Source organism: Streptomyces sp. NPDC027663 (assembly GCF_055566415.1).
Genome location: NZ_JBVHSK010000003.1, coordinates 630,662 through 646,103, shown reverse-complemented (window position 1 = coordinate 646,103; position 15,442 = coordinate 630,662). Strand labels below are relative to the sequence as shown.

Annotated in this window: 13 protein-coding genes; 2 read left to right on the top strand and 11 right to left on the bottom strand. The window is 69.4% G+C overall.

Features of this window, described 5'->3' with window-relative positions; translation table 11 throughout:
* Positions 1-103: 103 nt before the first annotated feature.
* The 8 genes from ACZ4SF_RS12215 to ACZ4SF_RS12180 form a co-directional block, all read right to left on the bottom strand.
* Positions 104-1,309 (bottom strand): acyl-CoA dehydrogenase family protein, encoded by a 1,206-nt coding sequence (locus ACZ4SF_RS12215; RefSeq protein ID WP_103783615.1) that lies wholly within the window; start codon positions 1,307-1,309, stop codon positions 104-106.
* Positions 1,310-1,312: 3 nt separating this feature from the next.
* On the bottom strand, positions 1,313-1,825 hold the full coding sequence (locus ACZ4SF_RS12210; RefSeq protein WP_100829131.1) for a MaoC family dehydratase: 513 nt from the start codon (positions 1,823-1,825) through the stop codon (positions 1,313-1,315).
* 15 nt (positions 1,826-1,840) lie between these two features.
* Complete coding sequence (locus ACZ4SF_RS12205) at positions 1,841-2,806, bottom strand: HpcH/HpaI aldolase/citrate lyase family protein (protein WP_468381934.1); 966 nt, start codon at positions 2,804-2,806, stop codon at positions 1,841-1,843.
* Positions 2,803-4,830: a protein meaA gene (locus ACZ4SF_RS12200; protein ID WP_468381931.1), complete on the bottom strand. Its 2,028-nt coding sequence runs from the start codon at positions 4,828-4,830 to the stop codon at positions 2,803-2,805. Before ACZ4SF_RS12200 ends, ACZ4SF_RS12205 begins: the two co-directional genes overlap by 4 nt.
* A gap of 18 nt (positions 4,831-4,848) precedes the next feature.
* Positions 4,849-6,186 (bottom strand): crotonyl-CoA carboxylase/reductase, encoded by a 1,338-nt coding sequence (gene ccrA / locus ACZ4SF_RS12195; RefSeq protein WP_468382506.1) that lies wholly within the window; start codon positions 6,184-6,186, stop codon positions 4,849-4,851.
* 431 nt (positions 6,187-6,617) lie between these two features.
* On the bottom strand, positions 6,618-7,439 hold the full coding sequence (locus ACZ4SF_RS12190) for a TetR family transcriptional regulator (RefSeq protein WP_468381928.1): 822 nt from the start codon (positions 7,437-7,439) through the stop codon (positions 6,618-6,620).
* Between the two features lie 160 nt (positions 7,440-7,599).
* Positions 7,600-9,405: a 3-hydroxyacyl-CoA dehydrogenase family protein gene (locus ACZ4SF_RS12185; protein WP_468381925.1), complete on the bottom strand. Its 1,806-nt coding sequence runs from the start codon at positions 9,403-9,405 to the stop codon at positions 7,600-7,602.
* 987 nt (positions 9,406-10,392) lie between these two features.
* Positions 10,393-10,704 carry a hypothetical protein gene (locus ACZ4SF_RS12180; RefSeq protein ID WP_468381922.1) on the bottom strand — a complete coding sequence of 104 codons (312 nt, stop codon included), beginning with the start codon at positions 10,702-10,704 and terminating at the stop codon, positions 10,393-10,395.
* A 22-nt stretch (positions 10,705-10,726) separates the two neighbouring features.
* Here ACZ4SF_RS12180 and ACZ4SF_RS12175 point away from each other — a divergent pair, with 22 nt between their 5' ends.
* The gene (locus tag ACZ4SF_RS12175) at positions 10,727-11,329 is read left to right on the top strand and encodes an adenylosuccinate lyase (RefSeq protein ID WP_468381919.1); all 603 of its coding nucleotides are present in this window, start codon (positions 10,727-10,729) and stop codon (positions 11,327-11,329) included.
* Positions 11,330-11,336: 7 nt separating this feature from the next.
* Here ACZ4SF_RS12175 and ACZ4SF_RS12170 read toward each other — a convergent pair whose 3' ends face one another.
* The 3 genes from ACZ4SF_RS12170 to ACZ4SF_RS12160 form a co-directional block, all read right to left on the bottom strand.
* Positions 11,337-11,861 (bottom strand): GNAT family N-acetyltransferase, encoded by a 525-nt coding sequence (locus ACZ4SF_RS12170; RefSeq protein WP_468381916.1) that lies wholly within the window; start codon positions 11,859-11,861, stop codon positions 11,337-11,339.
* A gap of 130 nt (positions 11,862-11,991) precedes the next feature.
* Positions 11,992-13,554: an alpha/beta hydrolase gene (locus ACZ4SF_RS12165; RefSeq protein WP_468381913.1), complete on the bottom strand. Its 1,563-nt coding sequence runs from the start codon at positions 13,552-13,554 to the stop codon at positions 11,992-11,994.
* 149 nt (positions 13,555-13,703) lie between these two features.
* The gene (locus tag ACZ4SF_RS12160; protein ID WP_468381910.1) at positions 13,704-14,768 is read right to left on the bottom strand and encodes an Rv2578c family radical SAM protein; all 1,065 of its coding nucleotides are present in this window, start codon (positions 14,766-14,768) and stop codon (positions 13,704-13,706) included.
* Positions 14,769-14,902: 134 nt separating this feature from the next.
* Here ACZ4SF_RS12160 and ACZ4SF_RS12155 point away from each other — a divergent pair, with 134 nt between their 5' ends.
* Positions 14,903-15,346, top strand: coding sequence for an SRPBCC family protein (locus tag ACZ4SF_RS12155; protein WP_468381907.1), 444 nt, complete (start codon positions 14,903-14,905; stop codon positions 15,344-15,346).
* Positions 15,347-15,442: the final 96 nt, after the last annotated feature.

Here is a 15,442-nt window from a genome sequence, read left to right as displayed (position 1 = left end):
GTCGCGGGCTACAACTGGGCAAGCCAGTCTGCCGAGTCGGCGGCCGAAGACCGCCTACGGGGTGTGATCTTCTTCTCGAAGAAAACACCCCGAAGCCGGACAATCAGCCCTGGAACCGATACTCTTCGAGCAGCCTGCGCCCGATGATCATTTTCTGGATCTCGGCGGTACCTTCACCGATCAGCAGCATCGGGGCCTCCCGGTAGAGGCGCTCGATCTCGTACTCCTTGGAGAAGCCGTAGCCGCCGTGGATCCGGAAGGCGTCCTCCACGACCTCCTTGCAGTACTCGGAGGCGAGGTACTTCGCCATCCCAGCCTCAAGGTCGTTTCGTTCCCCGGAGTCCTTTTTGCGTGCCGCATTGACCATCATTGCATGGGCGGCCTCGACCTTGGTGGCCATCTCCGCCAGCTTGAACTGGATGGCCTGGTGCTGGGCGATCGGCTTGCCGAAGGTGTGGCGCTGCTGGGCGTACTGCACGCCCAGCTCGAAGGCGCGCTGGGCGACACCGCAGCCGCGCGCCGCCACGTTGACCCGGCCGACCTCGACGCCGTCCATCATTTGGTAAAAACCTCGGCCGGTCACCCCTCCGAGTACCCTGTCGGCCGGAATCCGCAGGCCGTCCATGATCAACTCGGTGGTGTCGACGCCCTTGTAGCCCATCTTGTCGATCTTGCCGGGGATGGTGAGGCCCGGGCGGACCTCGCCGAAGCCCGGCTCCTTCTCGACGAGGAAGGTGGTCATCGACTTGTGGGGCGCCGTGCCCTCGGGGTGTCCTTCGTCACTCCGGACGAGAACGGCCACCAGGGACGACGTGCCGCCGTTCGTCAGCCACATCTTCTGGCCGTTCAGGACGTACTCGTCGCCGTCCTTCACCGCCTTGGACGTGATGGCCGACACATCGGAGCCCAGGCCCGGCTCCGACATCGAGAAGGCGCCCCGGATGTCGCCGGCCGCCATCCTCGGCAGGAAGTGGTCCTTCTGCTCCTGCGTGCCGTGCTGCTTGAGCATGTACGCGACGATGAAGTGCGTGTTGATGATGCCGGAGACCGACATCCAGCCCCGGGCGATCTCCTCCACGCACAGCGCGTAGGTGAGGAGCGACTCGCCCAGGCCCCCGTACTCCTCGGGGATCATCAGACCGAACAGGCCGAGTTCCTTCAGGCCGTCCACGATCTGCTGCGGATACTCGTCGCGGTGCTCCAGCTCGGTGGCGACCGGAATGATCTCCTTGTCGACAAAGTCCCGAACCGTGGAGAGGATCTCCTGCTGGACGTCGGTCAGACCGGCGGTCTGGGCGAGACGGGCCATGGCCTACTTCTCCTGCTGCTTGAGTTCCGGGCGGCCCGGCTGCTCGCCGCCGCGCTCCTTGATGTACGTCTCGGTGGGCACCATGACCTTGCGGCGGAAGACGCACACGAGCGTGCCGTCCTGCTTGTAGCCCTTGGTCTCGACGTAGACGATGCCGCGGTCGTTCTTCGACTTCGACGGCCACTTGTCCAGCACGGTCGTCTGGCCGTAGATCGTGTCGCCGTGGAAGGTCGGCGCGACGTGCTTGAGCGACTCGATCTCCAGGTTGGCGATCGCCTTGCCGGAGATGTCCGGCACGGACATGCCGAGCAGCAGCGAGTAGATGTAGTTGCCCACTACGACGTTCTTGCCGAAGTCGGTCGTCTTCTCGGCGTAATTGACGTCCATGTGGAGCGGGTGGTGGTTCATCGTGAGGAGACAGAACAGGTGGTCGTCGTACTCGGTGACCGTCTTGCCCGGCCAGTGCTTGTACGTCGCCCCGACCTCGAACTCCTCGTAGGTGCGTCCGAACTGCATCGCGCTCAGGGCTCCTCAGTTGCCGGGAATCTCGAACTTCGACGTGCGCTGCATGCCGGCGGCCCGGCCCTTGCCGGAGATGACCAGGGCCATCTTGCGGCTGGCCTCGTCGATCATCTCGTCGCCGAGCATCGCGGAGCCCTTCTTGCCGCCCGCCTCGGACGTGTAGTAGTCGTACGCGTCCAGGATCAGCTCGGCGTGGTCGTAGTCCTCCTGGGAGGGCGAGAAGATCTCGTTGGACGCCTCGACCTGGCCCGGGTGCAGCACCCACTTGCCGTCGAAGCCGAGCGCGGCGGCGCGCTGGGCGACCTCGCGGTAGCCGTCGATGTTGCGGATCTGGAGGTAGGGGCCGTCGATCGCCTGGAGGTTGTTGGCGCGGGCGGCCATCAGGATCTTCATCAGGATGTAGTGGTAGGCGTCCGCCGGGTAGCCGGGCGGCTGCTCGCCCACGACCAGCGACTTCATGTTGATGGACGCCATGAAGTCGGCCGGGCCGAAGATGATGGTCTCGACGCGCGGAGAGGCCTGCGCGATCTCGTTGACGTTGTTCAGGCCCTGCGCGTTCTCGATCTGCGCCTCGATGCCGATCTTGCCGACCTCGAAGCCCATCGTCTTCTCGATCTGGGTGAGCAGCAGATCCAGGGCGACGACCTGCTGGGCCGACTGCACCTTGGGCAGCATGATGCAGTCGAGGTTCTGGCCGGCACCCTCGACCACCGTCACGACGTCACGGTACGTCCACTCGGTCGTCCAGTCGTTGACGCGCACGACCCGCGTCTTGCCGGTCCAGTCGCCCTCGTTGAGGAACTTGACGATCGTGTGCCGCGCCTCGGGCTTGGCGAGCGGTGCGCACGCGTCCTCCAGGTCGAGGAAGACCTGGTCGGCGGGGAGGCCCTGCGCCTTCTCCAGGAAGCGGGGGTTGCTTCCCGGGACCGCGAGGCAGGAGCGTCGCGGACGCAGACGGTTGACGGGCGTGGTCATGCGGGGACCTCCAGGGGGTCGAGCTTGTTCGCTTTCCGGATCTCGTCGACGATGCGGCCGATGATTCCGGTGATGTCGAAGTCCTTCGGGGTGAAGACCGCGGCCACTCCGGCTTCCCTGAGCTGCTCGGCGTCACCATTGGGGATGATGCCACCGGCGATCACCGGTATATCTGTGGCACCGGCCACACGGAGGCGTTCCAGCACGTCCGGAACGAGCTGGGCGTGCGAGCCGGAGAGGATGGACAGGCCGACGGCGTGCACGTCCTCGGCGAGTGCGGCGTCCACGATCTGCTCGGGCGTCAGCCGGATCCCCTGGTAGACCACTTCGAAGCCGGCGTCACGCGCCCGGACGGCAATCTGCTCGGCGCCGTTGGAGTGCCCGTCCAGGCCGGGCTTGCCGACCAGGAAGCGCAGCTTGCCGGAGCCCAGGTCGCGGGCGGTGGCGTCCACCTTGGCGCGGACCTCGGCGAGCGCGGAGCCCGCCTCGACGGGGACGGCGACCGGCGCCGAGGAGACCCCGGTGGGCGCCCGGTACTCGCCGAACACCTCGCGCAGGGCGCCCGCCCACTCGCCGGTGGTGACACCGGCGCGGGCGCACTCCAGCGTGGCCTCCATGAGGTTGCCGGTGCCCTTGGCGGCCTCCTTCAGCCGCTCCAGCGCCTTGCAGGGGCGCGGGTGGTTGAAGGGCGGCTGGTAGCGGGTGTCCCGCCAGCGCTGCAGCGACTCGATGACCCGGTTCTCGACCGCCGGGTCCACCGTCTGGATCGCGGTGTCCAGGTCGGCCGTGAGCGGGTTCGGCTCGGTGCCCTCGAAGACGTTGACGCCGACGATCTTCTCCTGCCCGGACTCGATCCGGGCCCGGCGCTCGGCGTGCGAGGAGACCAGCTGCGACTTCAGGTAGCCGGACTCCACGGCGGCCATAGCGCCGCCCATCTCCTGGATGCGGTCCATCTCCGCGAGGACGTCCTCGACGAGCTGGCCCACCTTCGCCTCGATGACCTTGGAGCCCTCGAAGATGTCCTCGTACTCCAGCAGGTCGCTCTCGTAGGCGAGCACCTGCTGGATGCGCAGCGACCACTGCTGGTCCCAGGGCCGCGGCAGGCCCAGGGCCTCGTTCCAGGCCGGGAGCTGCACGGCACGCGCGCGGGCGTCCTTGGAGAGGGTGACGGCCAGCATCTCCAGCACGATCCGCTGGACGTTGTTCTCCGGCTGCGCCTCGGTCAGGCCGAGCGAGTTGACCTGGACGCCGTAGCGGAACCGGCGCTGCTTGGGGTTCTCGATGCCGTACCGCTCGCGTGTGACCTTGTCCCAGATGCGGCCGAACGCGCGCATCTTGCACATCTCCTCGACGAAGCGGACGCCCGCGTTCACGAAGAAGGAGATACGCGCGACCACGTCGCCCATGCGTTCCTGCGGCACCTGGCCGGAGTCGCGCACGGCGTCGAGGACGGCGATGGCGGTGGACATCGCGTACGCGATCTCCTGTACCGGCGTGGCCCCGGCCTCCTGCAGGTGGTAGCTGCAGATGTTGATCGGGTTCCACTTCGGGATGTGGGAGACCGTGTACGCGATCATGTCCGTCGTCAGCCGGAGGCTCGGCCCCGGCGGGAAGACGTGCGTCCCGCGGGACAGGTACTCCTTGACGATGTCGTTCTGGGTCGTGCCCTGGAGCTTGGTGATGTCCGCGCCCTGCTCCTCGGCGACGACCTGGTAGAGCGCCAGCAGCCACATGGCGGTGGCGTTGATCGTCATCGAGGTGTTCATCTGCTCCAGGGGGATGTCCTGGAACAGCCGCCGCATGTCACCGAGGTGCGCGACGGGCACGCCGACCCGGCCGACCTCGCCGCGGGCGAGGATGTGGTCGGAGTCGTATCCGGTCTGCGTCGGCAGGTCGAACGCCACCGACAGACCCGTCTGGCCCTTGGCGAGGTTGCGCCGGTACAGCTCGTTGGACGCCTCCGCCGTGGAGTGGCCGGCGTACGTGCGCATGAGCCACGGCCGGTCCTTCTGACGCTCAGTCATCTATGACCTCGGGTGTCCTCAGATGTTCCGGAAGCGGTTGATCGCGTCGACGTGCTTCGCGCGCATCTCCTCGTCGCGCACGCCGAGGCCCTCCTCGGGCGCCAGGCACAGCACGCCGACCTTGCCCTGGTGGAGGTTGCGGTGCACGTCGTAGGCGGCCTGGCCGGTGTCCTCCAGGGAGTACACCTTCGACAGGGTCGGGTGGATCTTGCCCTTGGCGATGAGACGGTTGGCCTCCCAGGCCTCGCGGTAGTTGGCGAAGTGGGAGCCGATGATCCGCTTCAGTGACATCCACAGGTAGCGGTTGTCGTACTCGTGCATGTAGCCCGAGGTCGAGGCGCAGGTGGTGATGGTGCCGCCCTTGCGGGTGACGAAGACGCTCGCGCCGAAGGTCTCGCGGCCGGGGTGCTCGAAGACGATGTCGATGTCCTCACCCCCGGTGAGCTCGCGGATGCGCTTGCCGAAGCGCTTCCACTCCTTCGGGTCCTGGGTCTGCTCGTCCTTCCAGAACTTGTAGCCCTCGGCGCTGCGGTCGATGATCGCCTCGGCGCCCATCGAGCGGCAGATGTCCGCCTTCTGGTCGCTGGAGACGACGCAGATCGGGTTGGCGCCGCCGGCGAGCGCGAACTGCGTGGCGTAGGAGCCCAGTCCGCCGCTCGCGCCCCAGATGAGCACGTTGTCGCCCTGCTTCATGCCGGCGCCGTTGCGGGACACCAGCTGGCGGTACGCGGTGGAGTTGACCAGGCCCGGGGCTGCGGCTTCCTCCCAGCTCAGGTGGTCCGGCTTCGGCATCAGCTGGTTGGACTTGACGAGCGCGATCTCGGCGAGACCGCCGAAGTTGGTCTCGAAGCCCCAGATGCGCTGCTCCGGGTCGAGCATCGTGTCGTTGTGGCCGTCGGAGGACTCCAGCTCGACCGACAGACAGTGTGCGACGACCTCGTCACCGGGCTTCCAGGCGTTGACGCCCGGACCGGTGCGCAGGACGACGCCCGCGAGGTCGGAGCCGATGATGTGGTACGGCAGGTCGTGGCGCTTGGCCAGCTCGTTGGTGCGGCCGTAGCGCTCCAGGAACCCGAAGGTCGACAGCGGCTCGAAGATCGAGGTCCACACCGAGTTGTAGTTGACCGAGGAGGCCATGACGGCCACCAGGGCCTCGCCCGGGCCCAGTTCGGGCACGGGGACGTCGTCGAGGTGGATCGACTTGCGCGGGTCCTTGTCGCGGGACTGCAGGCCCGCGAACATCTCCGTCTCGTCCTTGTGGACGGTGATCGCGCGGTACGACTCGGGGAGCGGCAGGGCGGCGAAGTCGGCGGACGTGGCGTCCTTCGACTGGATCGCGTCCAGGATGTCCTTCACGGTCACGGTGTTGCCTCCGGCGGTGAGCGCCCTGAGGGAGGGGCGCTGGGGGATCGTCGGTGCTGCGATGAGTGCTGCTGAGGGTTTTTGAGGGTGTGCCGTCGGTTCGGCTCGGTGGTGCTTCGGCAGCGCTTTGTGGCGCGGGAGGTTGCCTGTGACGCAGGCGTCCGGGCGCGCAGGCCTTGAGCTTGCGGGGACAGCCGGCGAGCGAACGGTCTCTGCTCGCCGGCCGCCCGGACTCCTTCAACGTATGACACCGCGTGTCAGGTAGCAAGGCACTGAGTGCCAAGAGTTGGCCTCAGATGAAATCTTTACGTAACAAATGAGCGATGATCGATCGAACGGGGTCTGAAATCCACTCGAAAACGGCTCCCGGCATGCCAAAACGGCCACCCCGAAGGGTGGCCGTCATCACAGGGCGAGCGAGCCGCTCAGCGCTCTTTCAGCGCCTCCTCGATGGTCCTCATGACCTCGTCCAGCGGGGCGTCGGTCCGGGCGACCGTGACGAGCACCTCGCCGTGCGAGGACAGGGTCGCCGGCCCGGTCGTGCCGGACGCCTTGGCGGCCGGGCCGCGGCCGGCCCCGATGCCGGTGCCGAAGGTCCTGCGCACGATCGCGAAAGCGTGGTCCAGCTGGGCCTCCACGTCTCCCTGGCCGCCCGCCCGCAGCCAGCGCCGGAGCACATGGTTGTGGGCGGTGACCACGGCGGAGGCGGCGACCTCGGCCAGCAGCGGGTCGTCGTTGGCGTCGTCGGCGTGCGCGTGCTCGTCGAAGTGGCCGAGCAGATAGCGGGTGAACAGGCGCTCGTAGCGGGCCACGGAGGCGATCTCCGCCTCGCGCAGAGTGGGCACCTCGCGGGTGAGCTTGTAGCGGGCGACCGAGATCTCGGGCCGGGCCGCGTACATCTTCATGACTTCCTTGATGCCACGGCACACGGTGTCGAGCGGGTGCTCGTGCGCGGGAGCCGCGTTGAGCACCGCCTCGGCGCGGACCAGGGTGTCGTCGTGGTCCGGGAAGATCGCTTCTTCCTTGGAGCGGAAGTGACGGAAGAAGGTGCGGCGGGCGACCCCGGCGGCGGCCGCGATCTCGTCGACGGTGGTCGCCTCGTACCCCTTGGTCGCGAACAGCTCCATGGCTGCGGCCGCCAGTTCTCGGCGCATCTTGAGCCGCTGGGCGGCGGCGCGACTGCCTGCGGCACTTTCCGGCGCGTCGGGCGTAGCTGGTGTACGGGAGGACTTGGCGGGCTGGGACATGACCCGAACGTACTGCATGCGCGCAGCTCGATGCGCAGGTCCGGGGTGTCCCCCGCCCGATGAGGGCGGGGGAGAGCCGGGCCGGGCGGGCGGGGGAGAACCGCCCGGGTCGAGCAGTCCGCCCCAGTCCGTGTCCGTCCGGAACCAGTCGCCGACGCCGTCAGCGGCGGGCATACTCGCGGAAGCCACGGCCGGTCTTGCGGCCGAGGCAGCCCGCGGCCACCAGGTGCTCCAGCAGCGGGGCAGGGGCCAGCCCCGGGTCGCGGAACTCCCGGTGCAGCACCTTCTCGATGGCCAGCGAGACGTCCAGGCCGACCACGTCCAGCAGTTCGAACGGGCCCATCGGGTAGCCGCCGCCGAGCTTCATGGCCGCGTCGATGTCGTCGAGGGACGCGTAGTGCTCCTGGACCATCTTGATCGCGTTGTTGAGGTACGGGAAGAGCAGCGCGTTCACGATGAAGCCCGCGCGGTCCCCGCAGTCCACCGGGTGCTTCTTGATCCGGCCGCAGACCTCGCGGACCGTCGCGTGCACGTCGTCCGCGGTCAGCACCGTACGCACGACCTCGACCAGCTTCATGGCCGGCGCCGGGTTGAAGAAGTGCATGCCGATCACGTCCTGCGGGCGCGAGGTGGCGCGGGCGCAGGCGACCACGGGCAGGGACGAGGTGGTGGTGGCCAGGACCGCACCCGGCTTGCACACCTTGTCCAGCGTGGCGAACAACTGCTGCTTGATCTCCAGGTCCTCGGCAACCGCCTCGACGGCGAGGTCCACGTCCGCGAAGGAGTCGTAGGAGCCCGCCGGGACGATCCGATCCAGGATCCCGGCGGCGGCCTCCGCGGTCAGCCGGCCCTTGTCCACGGACCGGGCGAGGGACTTGCCGATCCGCGCCTTGGCGGCCTGGGCCTTCTCCTCGCTGCGGGCGGCCAGGACGACGTCGTAGCCCGCCTTGGCGAACACCTCGGCGATGCCGGAGGCCATGGTGCCCGAGCCCGCGACACCGACCGAACGGACCTCGCGTCCCGCGGTGAGCGAGCCGCCCTGCGCGGGGGTCAGCGCGTCCGGCACGACCGTGCCGCTGCCCGGCGCCTCGTACGTGTAGAAGCCGCGCCCGGTCTTGCGGCCCGTCAGGCCCGCCTCGCTGAGCTGCTTGAGGATGGGTGCGGGGGCGTGCAGCCGGTCCCGGGACTCGGCGTACATGGCCTCCAGGACCCTGCGCGCGGTGTCGATGCCGATGAGGTCCAGCAGGGCGAGCGGGCCCATCGGCAGGCCGCAGCCGAGCCGCATGGCGGCGTCGATGTCCTCACGGGAGGCGTACCTCGCCTCGTACATCGCGGCGGCCTGGTTGAGGTAGCCGAAGAGCAGCCCGTCCGCGACGAAGCCGGGGCGGTCGCCGACCGCGACCGGTTCCTTGCCCAGTTCGAGTGCGAGGTCGGTGACGGCGGCGACGGCCTGCGGCGCGGTCAGCACCGATGAGACGACCTCCACCAGCCGCATCGCCGGCGCCGGGTTGAAGAAGTGCAGGCCGAGCACGCGCTCGGGACGGGCCGAGTCGGCCGCCAGCCGGGTCACGGACAGCGCGTTGGTGCCGGTCGCGAGGATCGTCTCCGGGCGGACGATGCCGTCCAGCTCGCGGAAGATCTGCTGCTTGATCTCGTACGACTCCGGGGCCACCTCGATCACGAGGTCGGCGTCGGCCGCCGCAGCGAGGTCGGTGGTGGTGCGGACGCGGCCCAGCGCCTCGGCGCGCTCCTGCTCGGTGAGCCGGCCACGGGCCACGGCACGGGCGGTGGCCGCCTCCAGGGTGCTGAGGGCCTGGGCGGCCTGGGCCTCACTGATGTCGATGCCGATCACCTCGCGGCCGGCCTTGGCGAGGACCTCGGCGATGCCGGTGCCCATGGTGCCGAGGCCGACGACGGCGATCGTCCGGAGCGGGGACAGGGATGAGTCGGACAGGGGAGTGGCCATCGCGGGACTCCAGGAATGAGGGTGACGACGAGGAGCGCGCCGGGTGCGCCGGACGGCGCACCACGGTGCGAAGAGAGTGCGGGTGTTGCCGGGCTGCATGCGCACACGCCCGGTACTCGGTGCCACGGGCGTGCACACGCCCGGGAGCGGCAGAACTTCCGACCGGCTCTGTCCCGAAGCCGGGTCGTACTGCGGTACACGGCGTACCGAACCGACCTCACTCGCGGCGGCTGCGTCACCAAACCGTCGCCAGCGGATGTGCGAGAGGGTTGCTCGCTCGTATGAGCTTAACCGGCGGGTAACGAGCGCGCCAGCCCCCGTAGGAAGCGGACTGTGTGATCTGCCTCCCTCGGCCGCAGGGGATCGGCGGCCGCGCAGCAGGGCGCCGGTCTCCCGCTTGAGGAAGGCGTCCTCGCAGACTCGAAGTGGCAGGGCCGTGCCGGGGCGGACGGCGCGGTCGAGCTGCCCAGGCGGGTCCTGCAACAGGCCCGTGAAGCAGGCCGGCTCCCTGCCGTCCGCCCGGTGTGCGGTATCGGACAGCGGGAGGACGAACCACTCCAGCTCCACCCCGATGCGTCCCACCCGGTTCCGGGACATCGAGTGATCGAAGATCAGCTGTGCCGACTCCGACTCGCTCAAGGCGCCTTCCGAAGAAGCACGCTTCCCCCGGCCCCAGGGATCGACCCGACGAGAAATGGACCGTGACGTTCCATCAGTGCTCCCCGCCGTCGTGGTGCGGTGACGCGGGCGAGTCGTACAGGAATCTCTCAGGTGGATGCATTTCTGCCCGTGGCCGCAGAAGCTGAAGCGCACCCGCGCGGCTCGGGGTGAAGAATCCGATTCCTGCCCTGGCGGAACGGGTACTGGACTATGGTCTGAGGTCTCCGACAGTGCGTTCCTGATCCGTCCCGTCAAGAGAGTGGCCCATTCCATGGCGAGCCTTCTGCCTCCAGACAGCTCGACGTACAAGAGTTTCGGACAGCTGAGCTACCTGGAACGTGTGGCCGATTCGCGTTCGGTGACGGCAGGATCGCGGCGAAAGATTTCGGTCAGGTGTGGCAGCTCGCGGACGACATGATGCATTACTGGGATCCGACTGGATATGACCAGTCCGGTGAACGGGTGGCCCGCGTGGCCGCAATCTCGAACGAAGTCAACATCGTTCTCTCTGCAGACCATGGAGAACACCTGCACGAAATGGAGGATGCTGTGCACCGGCACGCTATCCGAGCTGCGAGGGTCGTCTTCAATATCACCGAGATGGATCATTTCGTCCTCATCGAGCACGGCGTTCTGCATCGGCAGCTGAAATCCCTCGGCTGTGACTGACACCCGGGCGGAACGGGACGAGGCCGAGCGGGCGCTCGCCGAGCGCCTGCGGCAGGAGTCGGCCGGCTCGGCGGCGTTCGACCGACTGCTGGCCACCGAGGACCACGACGAGCTGGCGGAGGTGCTCACCGCGCCCGGACAGCCCCTGTGGGCCAGGGAGCTGGCCGCCTTCCGCCTCGGCCTCGCGGGCGACCGGCGCGCCTTCGAGTCCCTCGTGCTGCTGCTCAACCACCGCGACCCGCCGCGCTGTGCCTCCGCCGCCCACGCCCTCACCCGCCTCGGTGACCCGCGCACGGCACGGGCGGCCGCCGCCCTCGCCACCAACGAACTGCGCGTCGCCTACGCCCTGCACCCGGTACGGCTCCTGGCCGCACTGCGGGCCCCGGAGTCGGTGCCCGCGCTGATCACCACACTGGAGCGGCGGCTGCGCCCGCACGACCCCTACCGGCGGGTCGCGCTCGCCTGCGTGGAGGGCCTGGGCACGCTGGGCGACGCCCGTGCCCGGCGGGTGCTGAACGAGGCCCTGGCCCACCCGGCACTCGCGGAGGCGGCGGTGCACGCGCTGGCGCGGATCCCGCAGCAGCAGCCGAAGTGACGCCCGCTCAGCCGGCCGGCGTCTTCACGTACCGCACTTCGGGAACGGCCACGCCGTCCACTTCGAAGGGCTCCTCGGCCCCGTCGGGCCGGAACCCGGCGCGCTCGTAGAAACGGCGGGCGGAGTTGTTCTCCCCGAGGACCCACAGGAACATCCGCGGATGCGTCGCGCACCGCTCGGCCGAGGCGGCCAGCAGGGTCCGCCCGATGCCGCGCCCCAGATGGGCGGGGTCCACATACAACGCATACAACTCGGCGTCGTCCGTCATCACTTCCCCGTCCCGGTACGGGCCGTACGCCGCCCATCCGAGAACCGTGCCGTCCTGCTCGGCGACCAGATTCCGAACGGAGCCGTCCGGGTCGGTGAACCGGGCCCGGCGCCGCTCGGCGTCCGCCGTGACGCTCAGCCCGTCCAGATACGGCTGCGGCATGAGGCCGCGGTAGGCCTGCTGCCAGCCGCGTATCCGGATCTCGGAGACGCGGTCGCAGTCGGTGAGGGTCATGGGGCGGACACGGGGGGAGGAGTCGTTCATGCCGGAACCCTAGAGGCCGCCTCCCCGGGGGGCCCGTGAATTAGGGCCCGGCCGGCTCGCCGCCCTCGTGCGGGGCGAGCCGGCCGGAGGCCGCGACGAGGCGGCCGGTCACGGTCCCCCGGCGAACCGCTCAGCGCCGGTAGCCCAGCAGGCCGTGCAGGACCGAGCCGCGGGACGACGTCGACGCCGCCTTCGCGGTCAGCGGCTTGGGGTCGGGCGACTTGGCGCAGACCGCGTCGACCGGGCCGCCGCCGCGCGGCACCTTTCCGTCGGCCAGATAGGCGGCCAGGTACGTGTCCAGGCACTTGTTGCCGCTCAGTGTGATGCCGTGGTTCCCGCCGCCCGCCTCGACCACCAGGCTGGAGCCGGCCAGCAGACGGTGGGCGGTGACGCCGCCCGAGTAGGGCGTGGCCGCGTCGTCGGTGGCCTGGAACAGCAGCGCCGGCGGCAGCTTGCCGTTGGCCACGTTCACCGGCTGCCGCGTGGGGGTCGGCCAGAACGCACAGGGCGCGTTGTACCAGGTGTTGTTCCAGGTCATGAAGGGTGCCTTCTCGTACACCCCCCAGGTGTCCGTCCGCCAGCGGTTCCAGGAACGCGACCAGGAGGCGTCACGGCACTGCACCGCCGTGTAGACGCTGTAGCCGTTGTCGCCCGACCCGTCCACGGCGGCGAACTCCTGGTACACCTCCATCAGCGGCCTGGTGTCCTTGTGGTGCACCCAGGCCGCGAACGCGGCGGCCAGGTAGGGCCAGTACCCGTGGTAGTAACCGCCGGGGACGAAGGTGTCCTCCAGCTCGGCTGCGCCGACCTTGCCCCTGGCCGGCTTCTTCGCCAGCGCGGCCCGCATCGCGTACCACTGGGCCTCGACCTTCGCGGGGTCCTTGCCGAGCCGGTACGTGCCGTCGTACCGGGCGATCCAGGCCATCAGCGCCCGGTGGCGCTCGTTGAAGGCGTAGTCCTGTGCGAGGTTGTCGTCGTACCAGACCCCGGTCGGATCGACGATCGAGTCCAGCACCAGACGGCGGACCCGCTCGGGGTACAGCTTGGCGTAGACCGCGCCGAGGTAGGTGCCGTACGAGTAGCCGAAGTAGTTGATCTTCTGCGCGCCGAGGGCCTGCCGGACGGAGTCCAGGTCCCGGACGGCGCTCACGGTGTCGATGTACGGCAGGACGTCGGCGTACTTGCGGCCGCAGGCGGCGGCGAAGGACTTCACGCGCTCCAGGTTCGCCCGCTCCAGTGCGGGCGTGGCCGGCACGGAGTCCGGACGCACCGGCTCGAAGTGGCGGGACGCGCAGGTCAGGGCGGGCTTGCTCGCGCCGACCCCGCGCGGGTCGAAGCCGATGACGTCGTACCGGGCCGCCACGCTCTTCGGCAGGGCCGAGGCGACGAACCCGGCGAGCGTCAGCCCGCTGCCGCCGGGGCCGCCGGGGTTGACCAGCAGCGGGCCCAGGGAGGACTTCGCGGTGTGCGGGACGCGCGACAGGGCGAGGGTGATCTTCCGGCCGGACGGATGTGCGTGGTCCAGCGGCACCTGCACGGAGGCGCACTGCAGCCGGGGGTAGTCGGAGGTGCCGCACTTCTTCCAGGCGGGCTTCGGCACGGGGGCGGCGGTGGCCGCCCGGCCGGGAACGGCGGTGACCGAGCCCGCGAGCACGGCGGCGGCCGCGCACAGCACGGCTGCGCGTGTTCTCATACAGGTCCTCCCGGGACGGAGGGTTTCGGCGAACCGCGAGGCCCACGGTTCTCGCCGGATCGTCCCGGAGTCGGGGTCCTGAAGAACGTGTTACAGCGATACTTGACCCAATTGGGCCGCGGGATGCCCCCTAACGCCCGGGGAAGTGATCACATGAGGCTGAGCTGGACCGGCTCGGGTCCGGCGGAGGCCTCGGCCGGCCCGGCCGGGCGGATCCGCCGGGCTGTCCCCGCGCGCGTGGGCCCGATGCCGTACTCCTGCGCCAGCTCGTGCACCTGACGCGTGATCCGGCGCTGGTACCACTTGGGTGCGTAGGCGCCCTCCGCGTACAGCCGCTCGTAGCGCCGCACCAGGTGCGGACGGTGCTGCCCGAGCCAGGCCATGAACCACTCGCGGGCGCCCGGGCGCAGATGCAGCACCAGCGGAGTGACGGAGGTGGCCCCGGCCGCCGCGATCGCCCGTACCGTGTCCCGCAGTTGGGCCGGATGGTCGCTCAGGAACGGGATCACCGGAGCCATCAGCACCCCGCAGCCGATGCCGTGCTCGCCGAAGGTGCGTACGACGTCCAGCCGGCGCTCCGGCGCGGGTGTGCCCGGCTCCACCGTGCGCCACAGCTCGGTGTCCAGGAAGCCGACGGAGACCGAGACGCCGACGTCCGTGACCTCGGCCGCCCGGACCAGCAGGTCCAGGTCGCGCAGGATGAGGGTGCCCTTGGTGAGGATCGAGAACGGGTTGGCGTGCTCGGTGAGCGCGCGGATGATGCCCGGCATCAGCCGGTAGCGGCCCTCGGCGCGCTGGTAGCAGTCGACGTTCGTGCCCATCGCCACGTGGTCGCCCTGCCAGCGCCGCGAGGCCAGCTGGCGGCGCAGCACCTCGGGGGCGTTCACCTTGACCACGATCTGGGTGTCGAAGCCGATGCCCGTGTCCAGGTCCAGGTAGCTGTGCGTCCTGCGGGCGAAGCAGTACACGCACGCGTGCGAACAACCCCGGTAGGGGTTCACCGTCCATTCGAACGGCATGCGGGAGGCACCCGGCACCCGGTTCAGCACCGAGCGGGCCCGGACCTCGTGGAAGGTGATCCCGCGGAACTCGGGTGCGTCGAAGGTGCGGGTGGTGACGGCGTCCGCGCCGAACAGCGCGGCATCGGCGGTCCGGCCGTGCTCGGCGGACTCCCCGGGCCTCCCGGACTCCACGGCGAGGTTCTCCCAGCGCATGACGCCTCCTCGGTAGCGCTGGCGTCAGAATAGAACATCTGTTCCCATGATCGTGCGGACCCCGATTTGGGCGGCCGGGCGCCGGGGTGGTTGGCTTGCCCCAACCCCGAGGAACCAGGTCGTGGAGGAACGCAATGGCGCAGGTCGAGGCCACTACGGAGCGGGTCGTCGCGGCGGACGCGGAGAAGGTGTTCGACGCCCTCGCCGACTACCGCGGCACCCGGCAGAAGCTGCTGCCCGAGCACTTCAGCGAGTACGAGGTGCGCGAGGGCGGCGACGGTGAGGGCACCCTCGTCCACTGGAAGCTCCAGGCCACCAGCAAGCGGGTGCGTGACTGCCTCCTGGAGGTCAGTGAGCCCACGGACGGTGAGCTGGTCGAGAAGGACCGCAACTCCTCCATGGTCACCACCTGGCGCGTCACCCCGGCCGGCGAGGGGAAGTCCCGGGTCGTCGTCACCACCACCTGGCAGGGTGCCGGCGGCATCGGCGGCTTCTTCGAGAAGACGTTCGCCCCCAAGGGCCTCGGCCGGATCTATGACGCCCTGCTTGCCAACCTCGCCGCCGAGGTCGAGAAGTAGCCCCAAGGGCCCGCCGGTGAAAGGGTGTTGACGTCAGGTTGACCCCTTCACCGGTTCGAGTGGAACTCGGTCCGGTCCAGGGCAGTGCCGTAACTC